Raw genomic sequence first — 14,089 nt, 5'->3', positions numbered from 1 at the left:
GACGGCGCCGCCTCCGGCAGGTACCGGAGGCAGCGTGCGGCTCAGCGACTCATGCAGTTGTTGATGTTCCAGCCGTACAGCCACTGAACGGCGTCATAGAACTGGTCCTGGCTGCGGCCGGCCCAGAGCTGGTTGCGCACCAGGCGCTCGACGCCCTTGGCGTGGTAGAGCCGGCCCATCTCCCGCGCCGACCACACCACCCGCGCGGTCCGCGGGATACGGATCGATTCGTAGAGGCGGAAGGCCGCTTCCAGGTCGCGGTCGCACGCCTTCACGGCCTGCCCGAGCACCACCGCATCCTCCAGTGCCATGCAGGCGCCCTGGGCCAGGTACTGGGTCATCGGGTGCGCGGCGTCGCCAAGAATGGTGGCGCGGCCCTCGCCCCAGCGCTCCACCGGGTCGCGGTCGGCGGTGGCCCAGCGGCGCCACGAGGTCGGTCGGTCGAGCATGCGCCGCGGGCGTTCGTGGATGCCTTCGAAGTAGGACAGCACTTCTTCCTTGCTGCCGTCGGTGACGCCCCACTGTTCCTCGTGGCGGCTGTGGAAGGTCACCACCAGGTTGTACTGCTTGCCGCCGCGCAGCGGGTAATGCACCAGGTGGCAACGCGGGCCCGCCCAGAGCATGGGGGCATTGACCCGCAGGTCCTCCGGCATGTTCTCCACGTCCACCACGGCGCGGTAGACGACCTGGCCGGTCACGCGCGCCGCATCGCCCACCAGCTTGCCGCGCACCAGCGACTTGCCGCCGTCGCAGCCGATCACCGCATCGGCCTGGTAGCGATTGCCACGGCTGTCGGTGAGGGTCACGCCGCGGTCGTCCATCTCCATGGCGGTGATCTGGGTGGAGGTCTGGAAGCGGATCAGCGGGTTCTTCTGCACCGCCTCGAAGATCGACAAGTGGATGTCGGCGCGGTGAATGACGCCGTAGGGATTGCCGAATCGCTGGCGGAACTTCTCGCCCACTTCCATCCGCCCCACTTCGTGGGCGTCGATGGCATCCATCATGATCAGGTGGTCGGTGAACACCGAGCGATTGCGCGCCGCCTCGCCGGCGCCCAGGGCGTCGAGGGCGGAGTAGGCGTTCGGGCCGAGCTGGATGCCGGCGCCGATCTCGCCGATCTGCTCCGCCTGTTCCAGCAGCAGCACCTGGATGCCTTGCGCGGTGAGTGCCTGGGCAGCGGCGAGGCCACCGATGCCGCCGCCGACGATGATGATCGATTGTTGTTGGGCAGTCATGATTCGGATCTCCACGGGAATGATTCGGGGTCCGCGCCGGGCGGACCGTTGTTCTTATTGGATGAAGTCAGGCTGGCGCTCGGGCGCGGCGCGCTGGAAGGCTTCCTGGGCCAGGCAGTGGCGATACACCGCGAGGATGCGCGGGTAGCCGTCCAGGTCGCAGCCCATGCGCAGGGCGTTGGCGACCTGGGGAACCAGGCAGCAGTCGGCCAGGGTCGGGGTGTCGCCAAAGCAGTAAGGACCGGTGCCGTGGCGCTGCAAGAGGACCTCCAGGGCCGAGAGCCCCTCGGCCACCCAGTGCGCGTACCAGCGGTCCTTTTCCTCGCCGCTGACCTCCAGCACCCGCTGCAGATAGCCCAGCACGCGCACGTTGTTCAGCGGATGGATATCGCAGGCGACCAGCAGGGCGGCCTCCAGTACCCGCGCGCGCAGCACCGGCTCGTTGGGCAGCAGCGGCGCGTGCGGGTAGCGGGCATCGAGGTAGTCGATGATCGCCAGGGACTGGGTCAGGCTGACGCCGTTGTCGTCCACCAGCACCGGCACGCCGCCAATCGGGCTGAGCTCGCGATGCTGGCTGGTGCGCTGCTCGCCGGCGCGCAGGTTGACGCCATGGTAGTGCGCGTCCAGCCCCTTGAGCGCCAGGGCGATACGCACCCGGTAGGACGTGGAACTGTTGAAGAAGCTATAGAGTTGCATGGCTGGCTTTCCGCAGGATCAGTAGGTGGCTTGGGTCTTGGCGTGCAGGGCGACGGGCCGCCCCGCGCCCTTGAGGAAGATCGCCACGGCGGCGACGAAGGCGGGCAGCATCAGCAGGGCGAACAGCGCCTGGAAGGACAGCCCGAAGCCGAGCACGTACGCACCGCCGAAGGTGCCGAAGACCGAGCCGATACGCCCCACGCCATGGGCCCAGCTGACCCCGGTGGCGCGGCTGCCGGTGGGGTAGAAGGCGGCCGCGAGGGCGTTGGCGCCGACCTGCGAACCGCTCACGCAGAAGCCCATGCCCAGCACGCTCAGCCCGAGCAGGCGGTAGTCGGCATGGCATTGGCCGATGGCGAAGAGGAACCCCGCGCCCGCCAGGTAAGCCGCCACCAGCACATGGTGCGGGTTGAAGCGATCCATCGCCGCGCCCAGGCAAACGGCGCCCAGGGTGCCGCCGATCTGGAACAGCGCGCTGATCAGCGCAGCCTGGCTCAGGGTCAGGCCGGTGTCCTTGATCAGCAGCGGCAGCCAGTTGGTCATGCCGTAGATGATCAGCAGGCTCATGAAGAAGGTCAGCCAGAGCGTGAGGGTGCCGCGACGCAGCGGCGCCGCGAGGATCTGCCGCACCGGCGAGTGCTGGGAGTCCGGCTCGTCGATGTGAAAGCCCTGCACGCCCGCCGGCAGCGGCGCGATGCGCTGGAGGATGGTGCTGGCCAGCGCGTCGTTCGGGTTGCGGCGCACGAGGTAGCGAACCGATTCGGGCAGCATCAGGCCCAGCAGCGGCAGCAACGCCAGCGGCAAGACCCCGCCCAGCACCAGCACGCTGCGCCAGCCCCAGGTCGGCACCATGTGCGCGGCCACCAGCCCGCCCAGGGCCGAACCCAGGGTGAAACCGCAGAACATCGCCGTAACCATCAGCGAGCGCCGGCGCTGCGGACAGTACTCGGAGGTCAGGGTGATGGCGTTGGGCATGGCTCCGCCCAGGCCCAGGCCGGTGAGCAGACGCAGCAAGGCCAGGCTGTGGAGATCAGGGGCGAAGGCGGCCGCCAGGCTGAAGACACCGAAGCAGGCGACCGACAAAATCAGCACGCACTTGCGGCCGAAACGGTCGGCGAGCGGGCCGGCGATGAACGCGCCGAGCATCAGGCCGATAAGCGCGGCGCCGAGCACCGGACCGAGATCCGTGGGCGTGAGGTGCCATTCTTCGCGCAGGGCCGGGGCGATGAAACCGATGGCAGCGGTATCCAGCCCGTCGATGGCGGTGACCAGGAAGCACAGCAGCAGGATTCGCCACTGGAAGCCAGCGACGCGGTGACCATCGATGAAGGCCTGTACATCCACCGTATTGTTCTTGTGTGTGGACACGAACGAATCCTCCGGGCCAGCGCCAGGGCGCGGGCCACGTCAGAAGAAAGAGGAAGGGGCCGGCAACGCCGGCCCGCTGCGGTCAGATGACCCGGACGCTCAGCTCGCCCAGGCCATCGACGCCGCCCAGCATCAGGTCGCCCGCCACCACCGGGCCGACGCCTTCGGGGGTGCCGGTCATGATCAGGTCGCCCGGCTGCAGTTCGAAGAAGCGCGACAGGTAGGCGATGGTTTCCGGGACCGACCAGATCAGCTTGTCGATGTCGCTGCGCTGCCTGTCGCTGCCGTTGACCTGCAGCCAGATGCCCGCCTGCGCCGGATGGCCGACCTGGCTGCTCGGATGCAGCGGGCCGATGGGCGCGGAGGCGTCGAACGCCTTGCCGATCTCCCAGGGGCGGCCCATTTCGCGCATCTTCATCTGCAGGTCGCGGCGGGTCATGTCCAGGCCCACGGCGTAGCCCCAGACATGCTCGTTGGCCTGCTCCAGCGGGATGTTGCTGCCGGGCTTGCCGATCGCTGCGACCAGCTCGATCTCGTAGTGGTAATTGGTGGTTTGGGCCGGGTATGCCAGCTCCAATATCTGCCCGTCTGCCACCGGCACCACCGCATCGGCCGGCTTGCAGAAGAGGAATGGCGGTTCGCGGTCCGGGTCGAACCCCATCTCGCGGGCATGCGCGGCGTAGTTGCGGCCCACGCAGTAGACGCGGCGAACCGGGAAGCGCGCGTCGCTGCCGGCGATGGCCAGGCTGGTCGGCGCGGCGGGTTGGAATACGTACGTCATGGCAGGGTCTTCCTTCAGTGGTTGTCGCGGGCTTCGCGCAGCAGGCCCAGGGCTTCCTGGACAGGCCGGTCGGAGTAACTGAACAGCACGCACTCCTCGTCCGCCTGCAGGCTCACCGCGGCCCAGCTGGGCACCACGAAGGTGTCCCTGGGTTCGAAGGCGAACACCTGCCCATCGATGATCGCCCGGCCGCGGCCTTCCACTACCGAGTACACGGTGGCGTCGGTGGCGCGCGAGGTCTTGCCGGAGAAGCCACGGGGCAGCAGCTGCATGAAGGTGCCGATGGTCGGCATCGCCCAGCCGCCGGTGGCCGGGTTGACGTAGCGCAGCTTCACGCCGTCCCACGGGTCGATATCGCCCTGCCGTTCGAGGCTGGCCAGCGCCTCACGGGTGCGCTCGTAGGGGTAGCTGAAGATCGGCGAGGTGACGCCGCGGACTTCGTGGCGCACCGGCAGCATGTTGGCGCCGTAGCGGGCCAGCGCGTTGCCCTCGGCGCGGGAGATCGGCTGGACCGGCACCGGGTAGTTCTCGGCGAAACCGGCGCCGAAGAAGCGCACGATGGGGATGTCCAGGCCATCCAGCCAGACCACCGGCTCGCCGCCTTCGGCCTCGGTGCGGTTGCCGTGGTCGTGCCAGGTCCAGGACGGAGTGATGATGAAATCGCCCGGATGCATGGTGGTGCGCTCGCCATCCACCGCGGTGTAGGCCCCCTGCCCTTCGACCACGAAACGCAGCGCCGACTGGCTATGGCGGTGGCTGGGGGCGATCTCCCCCGGCAGGATCAGTTGCAGGCCGGCGTACAGGCTCTGGGTGATGGCCGCCTGGCCACGGATGGCCGGGTTCTCCAGCACCAGCACGCGGCGCACGGCCTCCTCCGCGCTGATCAGCTGCCCCGCCTCCATCAGGTACGGGCGCAGCTCGCGGTAGCGCCACAGCGCCGGAACACAGGGCGTCACGGGGGTGGGCGTGACCAGGTTGTGCAGTTGCTCCCAGAGCGGGAACAGGTCCTGGGAGTCGATGCGCTGGTAGAAATCGGCGCGGGCGTTGCGGATGTTGTTGTCGTTATTCATCTCTTCACCTGTGCGGGCTGTGAAGTTGCAGTAGGGGTTCGCACACTCGGGCAGCGTCCCCTGGTTGCCCCGATTAAACGCCCGCAAGGCATACCCGAAAAATGATATTTTCAGATGGCTCCATATACTTTCAAATATAGGAACCCTGCCCCATGCACTGGACCCGCCGCCTGCGCCCACGCCATCTGCAACTGCTGGTGAACCTGGCCGAAACCGGCAGCCTGAGCGACACCGCGCGGCAGGCCCACACCACCCAGCCGGGCATGTCGAAGTGGCTCAAGGAGCTGGAGGAAGACGCCGGCGCGGCGCTCTTCGAGCGACACGCACGCGGCCTGCGGCCCACCGCAGAAGGCACGCTGCTGGTCAACCACGCGCGGCGCATCCTCAGCGAGATGGAGCGCGCGCAGAACAATCTCGATGCCCTGCGCGAAGGCAATACGCCGAGCGTGGCGATCGGCACCTCGCCCGCCTCGGCGCCCAGCCTGGTGCCGGACGCGGTCCTCTACTTCCTGCGCAAGCATCCCAACGCCCACGTCTCGCTGCAGGAAAGCACCATGAACGTGCTGCTGGAGCGCCTGCAGCTGGGGCAGCTGGACGTCGTGGTCGGCCGCGTGGACAACTACCAGCCCAGCCAGACACTCAACAGCGAAATGCTGTTCCGCGAACCCATGCAGGTGGTCGCCCGCCCCGGCCATCCCCTGCTCGAACGCCGCGGCCTGACGTGGCAGGACCTGTACCAGTACGACTGGGTGCTCTGGCCGCCGGCCACGCCGATCCGCAACCGCCTCGACGCGGCGCTGAGCAACGCCGGCCTCAAGCCGTTGCCCTGCCGGGTGGAGTCCTCCTCGCTGATGGGCAACCTGTGGTTGATGCAGAACAGCGACATGCTGTCGATTGCCTCCGGGCGCGTGGCCGAGCACTTCCACGGCCGCGGGCTGCTGCGCCGCCTGGATTTCGCCCTGGAGGCGGAAGGCTCGATCGGCATGTGCTGGCGCGACGAAACGCATCCGGACAGCGCCGTGCTCGACCTCCTCGACAGCCTGCGCGAGGCGGCGAGGACGCCGATCCGGCGGGAGGAGCCCTGAACGGGGCCAGCGGGCGGCCCTCCACCGCTTGCATGGATTGGTGCGGGGTCGACCTGCTGCCCGCCACCCCGCTGAACGCCCCGTAGACGGCTTGCCTGCGGACCATTCAGCGAAGCGTCGAGCCGCTACGCCGGCTGCGCCGCCAATGGGGCGCGGTGTTCCACGAGCCTCTCGTCATAGCGCAACAGGCGCCCGGCGTTGGTCAGCACCAGCAGCGTGCTGAGGTTGTGCAACAGCGCCGCGATCATTGCCCCCGCCGCGCCCAGCAGGCCGAACGCTGCGGCGACGACGATAGCCAGGGTCCAGCCCAGGCCGATCAGCACGTTCACCTGGAGCGTACGGCGGCACTGGCGGCTGAGGCGGATGCAGGTGCCCAAGCGCCGCAGGTCGCCGTTGATCAGCACGATATCCGCCGCCGCCAGGGCGATGTCGGCACCGCCCGCGCCAATCGCCACCCCCACGACACCGGCCTTGAGCGCCAGCGAATCGTTGATGCCATCCCCCACTACCAGTGGACGGAAACCGGCCTCAAGCTCCTCGTTGACCTGGCGCATCTTGTCTTCGGGCAGCGCCTCGGCCACCACCCGCGTGATGCCGACCTGCGCCGCAATGGCGTCGGCCACCCGGCGGCGGTCGCCGGTCAGCAGCAACTGCCGCTGCAGGCCGAGTTCGCGCAATTGCTGCATGGCCTCGGCGGACTCCGCACGCACGTTGTCGGCCAGCAGCAGCCAGGCGAGGAACTGTCCATTCAGCGCCAGGCCGGCAATCGGGCCATCGTGCTCGGGGACGGCAGGCACATTCAGACCGAGCTGGCGGAACAGCTCCGGACGCCCCAGCGCTGCCTCGCCGGCGGCCGTGCGGGCCACCACGCCGAACCCCTGGCGCTCATGGATATCCTCCAGTGGCAGGTGCTGGGCGTGCGCCACCAGCGCCGACAGCGCGCGGCTGACCGGGTGGCTGCTGGCAGCGCCCAGGCTGGCGGCGAGCGTCAGGATGTCGGCCCGCGAAGTGGCCTGCGCGGTGTCGCTCACGCTGTGCAGGCGCAGGTCGCCGTAGGTCAGCGTGCCGGTCTTGTCGATCACCAGCGACGACAGGTCGGCCAATTCCTCAAGGAAGGCCGAACCGCGGATCAGGATGCCGTGCCGGGCGGCCACGGCAATGCCCGCCACCGCCGTCGCCGGCGCAGACAGCACCAGGGCGCACGGGCAGGCGGCCACCAGCACGGCCAGCATGGCCTGGGCATCGCTGGTCACGAACCAGGTCACCGCGGCGATCAGCAGCACCAGCAGCAGGTAACGGCCGGCGTGGCGTTCGAGCAGACGGGTGATCGGCGGCTTGGCCTGCTCGGCCCGCTGCATCAGCGCAATCACTTTGCCCAGGGTGGAGTCGTCGCCGACACGGGTGATCTCCACCCGCAGCAGGCCGTCCAGGTTGATCGAGCCGCCATGGATATCCATGCCGGGGGACACTTCCCGCGGCACCGCCTCGCCCGTGATGGGCGCGGTGTCGAGGCTCGCCTGCCCCTCGAGGACGCGGCCGTCGGCAGGCACGCGGTCGCCCGCGCGGACCTCGACCTGGTCACCCGGCTTGAGGCTGGCGTTATCGACTTCGCGCACCTGGCCGCCGGCATCGATCAGCCGCGCCTGGCTGCGGGTCAACTGCCCGAGCGCCGCGATGGCCTCCTGCGAGCCCAGCACACTGCGCTCCTCGAGGATGTGGCCGAAGATCATGATGATCGGCAGCAGCGCCGCGGTAGCCAGGTCGCCGGTGGCCCAGGCGCCCAGCATGGCCAGGCCGATGAGCTGGTCGGTGAGGCCGTGCAGGCTGGGTTTCATCAGGCTGTACCAGGCCGAGCGCAAGACCGGGATGGCCACCAGCAGCGAGGCGATGCCCAGCAGCAACTGGCTCACGCCCTCCTGCGTCGGCACCAGCCAGCGCCAGACCAGCCCGAGGCTCAGGAGCCCCAGGGCCAGCATCGCCAGGCTCAACTGGCGTGCGGCCGTGCGTCGCTCGGCCTGCGTCAGCAAGCCGGAGGTCAGGTGCGCATGGCCGTGGTGATGATGGTCGCCATGGCTGTGATGAGTACTCATCGCGAGCAGCTCCCGCTGTGAAGGTGGGTCGAAACAGGTCGGCAGGATGCGCGGGTCATGGCGTGGGCCCCGGCAGGATCATGCGCCCGGCGTCTTCCTTGTCGACGGTGGTGACCGAGCCCGCGCGGGCAAGGATCGCCGGTACCCGCTCCCGGTAGAGGCGCAGCAACAGCTGCGGGTCCTGCTGCTGCGTCAGGCCGACGATGGTGGCGGTCTCGGCCTGTGCGCGGGACAGCCGTTCGCTCGCCTGCGCCTGCGCCACCTGCACCGTGCGATCGGCCGCCTGGGTGGCCTGCTGCATCTGCCGCGCGGCCTCGTTACGGGCCTTCGCCACGGCCTGCTCCGCCTGCTGGCTGGCGGTGAGCACCGCGTTGAAGGCGCTGACCGCGGACAAGGGCAAGGACGACTGCACATCGACCCGCACGACCTCGATGCCGAGGCTGACCCCGGACGAGCGCAGGCGCGCCAGGCTGGCATTGATGCCCTGCTGCAGGTCGCCACGCAGTTGCTCGCGGTGCGCGGCCAGCTGCGCGTCACCGCCGACCAGTTCGGGACGCGCGACGAGAATGGCGTCCATGTCGCGCGACGCGCAGATCTGCACGGCGTTGCGCTCCACCAGGCGGTCCAGGGCAGGCTCCACGTGCTGGCCCTGGCGGGTGAAGGCGTAGGGGTCGTTCACGGTGTAGAACACCCGCACATCCAGTTGCACGGCGCCCGAATCGCCGGTCAGCAGATAGCCCGAGCCCGCCGTCGCATCGCTGGCCAGCGAGCCGTCGCGGTCAGACTTCTGCGCAAGATCCGAGCGCAGCAGCAGTTCCACCCGGCGTTCGGTCACCCGCCCCGCCGAGGGCAGCATGACCACCTGCTCGAACGGCTGCGGCCAGGCGAGCAACAGGCCGGCATTCTGGATACGCTGCTCCGCGCCCAGTCGCAGCACGACCGCGCGGCTTTCAGGCCCCACCTGCCGCACATTGCCGAACAGCCAGCCGACCGCCGCCAGCAGCGTCACGGCGTACAGCGCGAGGAAGCCGATGCGTCCGGCCTGCAGCCAGGGGCCATCGGGCTGCCGGCTCGACCGCTGATCAGTGCTGCTCATGGGCCGCTCCGGCAGGCAGCGCTGGGCCATCGACGAGGGCCCGGAACGGCGCCGCATCGGTCCGCAGCACCAGTCGCGTGCCGGGGTTGATCACCGAACTCAGGGTGTCGAGCGAGCGCAGCAAGGTGTAGAGCTCGGGGGCACCGGCATAGGCCTTGCCATAGATCTCCGCCGCCTGGACCTGGGACTGGGCCTGGATCTGCGCCGCCTTGACGTTGGCGTCGGCCTCCAGAATCCTCGCGTCGCGCTCGGCAGCCGACTGGATCTCGGCAGCCTTGCGCTTGCCTTCGGCGGTGCGTTCGGTGGCGATGGTCTCGCGCTCGGCCCGCATGCGGTCGACGGTGGCGTCGAGGGTGACCTTGGGCAGGGTGAGGCGCTCGATTCCCACCTGCACCACGCGCACCCCGTAGGTGTTGATCAGCTGCTTCTCGATCTGCTCGCGCAGGCGCTGCTCGAAGGCATCGATCCGCACCCGGCTGGCATCGACGTTGACCAGGTCCGCCAGCTCGAATCCGCTGGCGGTGGTTTCCAGCGCCGACCCCACCAGGGTGCGGATCTGGCGGGCGGCCTCGTCGGGCTGGTTCTGGACGGCGCGCATGAACAACTGGATGCTCGGCGCGTCCGGCGCCACCTGCCAGGCGATGTAGGCCTGCACGATGATCCGCAGGCCATCGCGCGTGCCCACATCCTGCAGGCCGCTGGACGTCGTGCGCAGGCGCAGGTCGACCGGTACCGCGGTCTCGAACGGCACCGGCCAGCGCCAAGCCAGCCCGGGCTCGATCAGCACGCGGGAAGGGTTGCCGAAACGCGTGATCACCGTGGCTTCGCCAACGCGGACCTGGACGAAGCACGCCGTCGCGGCCATCACCAGGACAAGCAGCAGCGCCACGCCAAGACGCACCCAGACCGGGCGCGCGTGCTCATGGGCGCCACCCTGTTCGTGGTGGTCGTGGTCGTGGTCGTGATGGTCATGACCGTGGTGGTCGTGGCCATGATCGTGATGGTCATGGCCGTGCGAGGTATGGGAACTCAATGGTTACGCTCCTGCGGGCGTCCCGCTGCGGGATTGGACGGCGTAGGGTCGACCGGCGCGGTATAGCTGCGCAGGTCCAGGGTCGGGGCCTGGCTGGCCGCCAGGCGGTGATCGATGATCAGACTGTTCGCCCCCGCCAGCCCCTGGGACAAGCGGGCCAGGTACTGTTCGAGGATGAACGCCTGGCCTGCGTGCTGCCACGCCGTGCGCTCGGCATCGAAGCGCAGGGCGGCGGTGCTGGCGGCGGTCGCGGTTTCATGGGCGCCGGCCGTGGCCTTGTCGGTCAGCGACGTGGCGGTCAGGCGGGCCTGGTCGAGCTGCTGCGCGGCCAGCCCGCGATCACGGGCGATCAGCGCCTGGGCGGTGATCTGCGCGGCCTGCACGGCGTGGTAGGCATTCGCCGCACCGGCCGGCGGATGGATCGCCTCCACGGAGGTGGCCAGCAGCTCCACGCCACTGTCCATGCGGTCCAGGTCAGCCTGCACCGCGCGGCCGATGTCGCGGCCAAGCGCTTCCCGCTCGGCGCCGAGCAGGCCATCCAGCGAACGGCCGGCGAAATCGTGGACGAGCACGCGGTTGGCGACGCTGCGCAGCAATTGCGCCACGTCGGCGCTGTGGTAGGTCGCCGCCAGCGCCGCCGCATCGCTCAGGCCGATGCGGTAGATGAAGCGCACGTCCATGTTGACGATCTGGAAGCCCTGGCGGCCGCCGTCGGTGCCGGCGATGACCTGGGAATTCTCGCTCAGGTGGGTGGCATCCCACAGGCGATTGGCGGACGCCGGCGCGGCGCCTTCGGCCGGGGCCAGCGGTTCCGCCACGCCCTCCCCCGAGGTCGCCAGCTCGTGGACGACACTGTTGTCCACGCTCAGCACCTTGCCCAACGGCCATGGCAGGCCGACGTGCAGGCCCGGCTGATAGACCGCCACCGGCTTGCCGAAGCGCTCGTACACACCGCGATTGCCCATGGGCACCTCGACGATGCCCGTGAGCAGCCAACCGACCAGCGCCACCAGCGCCAGCACCGGCAGAAACGCCCGGCGCATGAAGGCGAAGGCCCATACCTGGCGCAGGTCGATGCCCAGTCGCTCGTGCAGTTCACTCTGCAGCATCGCCAACGGCCGGGGCGGCCATTGCAGGAGATCGCCCACCAGGCTGCGCGCCACCAGCGCCGGCTCCTCGCGCGGGCGCGAGGGGCGGAACATCGCCAGGACCGCCCGCGACAGCAGTTCGATGGCCGCCACGGCAGGCAGCACCCCGATCAACACCGCCATGCGCGCGGGCCACAGCCGCTCGCCATCGACGCACGCCAGGCAGACGATGGTCAGCACCTGCACGGCGATGACCAGCCTCAGCATGGCCGCCAGTGCGCCGGCCTCGGGCCAGGTCGTCGTGCTTTCCGCGCTCAGGTGGCGCTCGACCACGACCAGGCCGAACGCCAATACCGCCAGCACGCCAATCGCAACCCAGGTCACCTGGCCTGCCGCCTGCGGCAACGGCAGGTCGAGGCGCCAGGCGCTGCGCACCATGAGCAGCGCCAGGCCCGCCAGACCGATCAGCCAGGGCGTCTCGGCGCCAAGGCCGTGCAGGTGCCGCCGGCAGGCCCCGGCGATCTGCGCGAACCAGCGCTCGACCACGCTGAGCGACTCGGGGTCGACCGTTTCGCTGGCGGCACGGCGCCAGAAGAACAGCGGCGTGGGCTCCTGCACCATCGCAGCCACGCGCCAGCTTGCCACCTGCCAGGCGGACTGTGCCGTGGCGGCCAGCAGGAGCAGTGCGGCAGCGTTGACGGCCAGCAGAACGAGCCAATGGGAATCGGGGCTGAACACCCCGACCAGCCCCTGGACCACCGCGAACAGGATCACGATGGCCATCGCCAGGTAGCTGATCAGGACCAGCCGGCGCGTGTGGATCCTGGCGCGCTGGAAACGCGGCAACCCATCCAGGTCGGGAGCCTCGGTGTCTAGATCGACTCGCATGAACACTCCGGGAAGCACCCGCCGTCGCGCGTCGTCACTCGACGGACGGCAGGTATCAGACATAAACCGCAGTAACGTTATAACAACGGATGTAAAAAATCTGTCTGCAACGATTCAGCGCACGGGGCCGCCCCGACCGAGCAGCCCAGGGTATGTATTGCGGACAGTGGAGCGATCAGGCCGCTGGCGAACGGTCGGCCGGAGGCAGCGCTCCCTGCATAGCGGGCGTCATGGGCTGGATGCCCCGGGGTTTTCTTGCCTGACTACCGAGAGGATGCGCGGGGCCCATGCCGGGCCCCCATTGAATTCAGCACGGGGACAACCGCCGCAGGCAGGCGGCCGTCCCCTTCCCGCCTTACGGCTTGATGGCGACCTTCAGCACCCCGTCGCGCTGGTGGGCGAACAGGTCGTAGGCCTCGACGATGTTGTCCAGCGCATAGTGGTGCGTGACCAGCGAGCCGAAGTCGGCGCGGTTCGACTCGATGATGCTCATCAGCCGGCGCATGCGCTCCTTGCCGCCGGGGCAGAGTGCCGTGTTGATCTTGTGGTCGCCCAGGCCGGCGGCGAAGGCGGCCAGCGGTATCTTCACGTCGCTGGAGTACACGCCCAGGCTCGACAGCGTGCCACCGGGCTTGAGCACCTTCATCGCCTGCTCGAAGGTACTCGGCAGGCCCAGGCATTCGATGGACGAATCGGCGCCACGGCCACCGGTGAGCTTCATCACCTCCTCCACCACGTCGCACTGGGTGAAGTCCAGCGTGACGTCGGCGCCCATGCTGCGGGAGATGTCCAGCCGGTGCGCGTTGCCATCCACCGCGATGATGGTCGAAGCGCCCAGCAGGCGGGCGCCGGCGGTGGCGCACAGGCCGATGGGGCCCTGGGCGAAGACGACCACGGTGTCGCCGATGCGGATGTTGGCGTTCTCCGCGCCCTTGAAGCCGGTGGACATGATGTCCGGGCACATCAGCACCTGCTCGTCGGTCAGGCTGTCGGGAATCGGCGCGAGGTTGCCCTCGGCATCCGGCACCAGCACGTACTCGGCCTGGGTACCGTCGATCAGGTTGCCGAAGCGCCAGCCGGCGGTGGCCTTGTAGCCATGGCAGGCGCAGCGGCCGCTCTCGATCAGGTAGCTGCCATCCTGGGACGGCACGCCATCCTGCGCGGCGTAGGAGTTGAAGTTCGGGCAGATCGCCCCGGCGATCACCCGCTGGCCTTCGCGGTAGCCCTTCACGGCGCTGCCGAGCTTCTCGATCACGCCGACCGGTTCGTGGCCGACGGTAAGCCCCTTGGCCACCGGGTACTCGCCCTTGAGGATGTGCACGTCGGTGCCGCAGATGGTGGTGGTGGTGATGCGGATCAGCGCGTCGTTGGGACCGATTTCCGGGATGGGTTTGTCCGCCAGTTCGATGCGGCCCGGTTCCACGAAGATCGCCGCTTTCATCATTGCCATCGTTCTTTCTCCTTGCTTGGGGTGCGCCATGGATGAACCTGGCCGGAGGCGGCACAGCTGACAGCGCGTGCTCGCCCCTGGGCCGATTCGATCCAGTGTGCTCGGCCGAGGCGAATGCCCGTTGATGCATATCAAGCGCCGGGAAACTCGGCATCGGCCTGCCGACCGCCTCTCACCGACGGCGGCGCCGCCGGGATGGCTGGCAGCCC

11 protein-coding genes are annotated in these 14,089 nt (G+C 69.1%); 1 reads left to right on the top strand and 10 read right to left on the bottom strand.

The genetic code is table 11. The features are described 5' to 3' along the window. Window positions 1-41: 41 nt before the first annotated feature. The 5 genes from ACNFIA_RS08785 to gtdA form a co-directional block, all read right to left on the bottom strand. Entirely contained in the window at window positions 42-1,235 is a 1,194-nt protein-coding gene (locus tag ACNFIA_RS08785) for a 3-hydroxybenzoate 6-monooxygenase (protein WP_416784120.1), read from the bottom strand. A gap of 54 nt (window positions 1,236-1,289) precedes the next feature. After that, the gene (gene maiA / locus ACNFIA_RS08780) at window positions 1,290-1,931 is read right to left on the bottom strand and encodes a maleylacetoacetate isomerase (protein WP_416784118.1); all 642 of its coding nucleotides are present in this window, start codon (window positions 1,929-1,931) and stop codon (window positions 1,290-1,292) included. An 18-nt stretch (window positions 1,932-1,949) separates the two neighbouring features. Then, window positions 1,950-3,299: an MFS transporter gene (locus ACNFIA_RS08775; RefSeq protein WP_416784116.1), complete on the bottom strand. Its 1,350-nt coding sequence runs from the start codon at window positions 3,297-3,299 to the stop codon at window positions 1,950-1,952. 82 nt (window positions 3,300-3,381) lie between these two features. Then, complete coding sequence (locus ACNFIA_RS08770) at window positions 3,382-4,080, bottom strand: fumarylacetoacetate hydrolase family protein (RefSeq protein WP_416784114.1); 699 nt, start codon at window positions 4,078-4,080, stop codon at window positions 3,382-3,384. A gap of 14 nt (window positions 4,081-4,094) precedes the next feature. Then, a complete protein-coding gene (gene gtdA, locus ACNFIA_RS08765) occupies window positions 4,095-5,150 on the bottom strand; it encodes a gentisate 1,2-dioxygenase (protein ID WP_259755559.1) in 1,056 nt (351 codons plus the stop codon). 152 nt (window positions 5,151-5,302) lie between these two features. Between gtdA and ACNFIA_RS08760 the strand changes: the two genes are divergently transcribed. Then, window positions 5,303-6,235, top strand: a complete 933-nt coding sequence (locus ACNFIA_RS08760) for a LysR substrate-binding domain-containing protein (protein ID WP_259755560.1) — start codon at window positions 5,303-5,305, stop codon at window positions 6,233-6,235. 125 nt (window positions 6,236-6,360) lie between these two features. Here the strand turns inward: ACNFIA_RS08760 and ACNFIA_RS08755 are convergent, their stop codons facing one another. The 5 genes from ACNFIA_RS08755 to ACNFIA_RS08735 form a co-directional block, all read right to left on the bottom strand. Continuing rightward, window positions 6,361-8,325 carry a heavy metal translocating P-type ATPase gene (locus ACNFIA_RS08755; RefSeq protein WP_416784112.1) on the bottom strand — a complete coding sequence of 655 codons (1,965 nt, stop codon included), beginning with the start codon at window positions 8,323-8,325 and terminating at the stop codon, window positions 6,361-6,363. Between the two features lie 55 nt (window positions 8,326-8,380). Continuing rightward, window positions 8,381-9,421, bottom strand: a complete 1,041-nt coding sequence (hflK, locus tag ACNFIA_RS08750; RefSeq protein WP_259755564.1) for a protease modulator HflK — start codon at window positions 9,419-9,421, stop codon at window positions 8,381-8,383. Then, window positions 9,408-10,454 carry a protease modulator HflC gene (hflC, locus tag ACNFIA_RS08745; protein ID WP_416784109.1) on the bottom strand — a complete coding sequence of 349 codons (1,047 nt, stop codon included), beginning with the start codon at window positions 10,452-10,454 and terminating at the stop codon, window positions 9,408-9,410. The genes hflK (ACNFIA_RS08750) and hflC overlap by 14 nt, the downstream gene beginning before the upstream one ends. Beyond that, entirely contained in the window at window positions 10,451-12,430 is a 1,980-nt protein-coding gene (gene hflK / locus ACNFIA_RS08740; protein ID WP_416784107.1) for a protease modulator HflK, read from the bottom strand. The genes hflC and hflK (ACNFIA_RS08740) overlap by 4 nt, the downstream gene beginning before the upstream one ends. A 355-nt stretch (window positions 12,431-12,785) precedes the next feature. Further along, the gene (locus ACNFIA_RS08735) at window positions 12,786-13,880 is read right to left on the bottom strand and encodes an NAD(P)-dependent alcohol dehydrogenase (RefSeq protein WP_416784106.1); all 1,095 of its coding nucleotides are present in this window, start codon (window positions 13,878-13,880) and stop codon (window positions 12,786-12,788) included. Window positions 13,881-14,089 lie beyond the last annotated feature (209 nt).

Origin of the sequence: Pseudomonas sp. NY15437 (genome assembly GCF_048068435.1) — a bacterium.
GTDB classification, from domain to species: Bacteria; Pseudomonadota; Gammaproteobacteria; order Pseudomonadales; family Pseudomonadaceae; genus Pseudomonas; species Pseudomonas nitroreducens_B.
This window is presented reverse-complemented; position numbering and strand designations above follow the sequence as displayed.

Bases quoted from the DNA above. Each gene is read 5' to 3' on its own strand.
- ACNFIA_RS08785 (WP_416784120.1), bottom strand. From the start codon at position 1,235: ATGACTGCCCAACAACAATCGATCATCATCGTCGGCGGCGGCATCGGT.
- maiA (WP_416784118.1), bottom strand. From the start codon at position 1,931: ATGCAACTCTATAGCTTCTTCAACAGTTCCACGTCCTACCGGGTGCGT.
- ACNFIA_RS08770 (WP_416784114.1), bottom strand. From the start codon at position 4,080: ATGACGTACGTATTCCAACCCGCCGCGCCGACCAGCCTGGCCATCGCC.
- gtdA (WP_259755559.1), bottom strand. From the start codon at position 5,150: ATGAATAACGACAACAACATCCGCAACGCCCGCGCCGATTTCTACCAG.
- ACNFIA_RS08760 (WP_259755560.1), top strand. From the start codon at position 5,303: ATGCACTGGACCCGCCGCCTGCGCCCACGCCATCTGCAACTGCTGGTG.
- ACNFIA_RS08755 (WP_416784112.1), bottom strand. From the start codon at position 8,325: ATGAGTACTCATCACAGCCATGGCGACCATCATCACCACGGCCATGCG.
- hflK (WP_259755564.1), bottom strand. From the start codon at position 9,421: ATGAGCAGCACTGATCAGCGGTCGAGCCGGCAGCCCGATGGCCCCTGG.
- hflK (WP_416784107.1), bottom strand. From the start codon at position 12,430: ATGCGAGTCGATCTAGACACCGAGGCTCCCGACCTGGATGGGTTGCCG.
- ACNFIA_RS08735 (WP_416784106.1), bottom strand. From the start codon at position 13,880: ATGGCAATGATGAAAGCGGCGATCTTCGTGGAACCGGGCCGCATCGAA.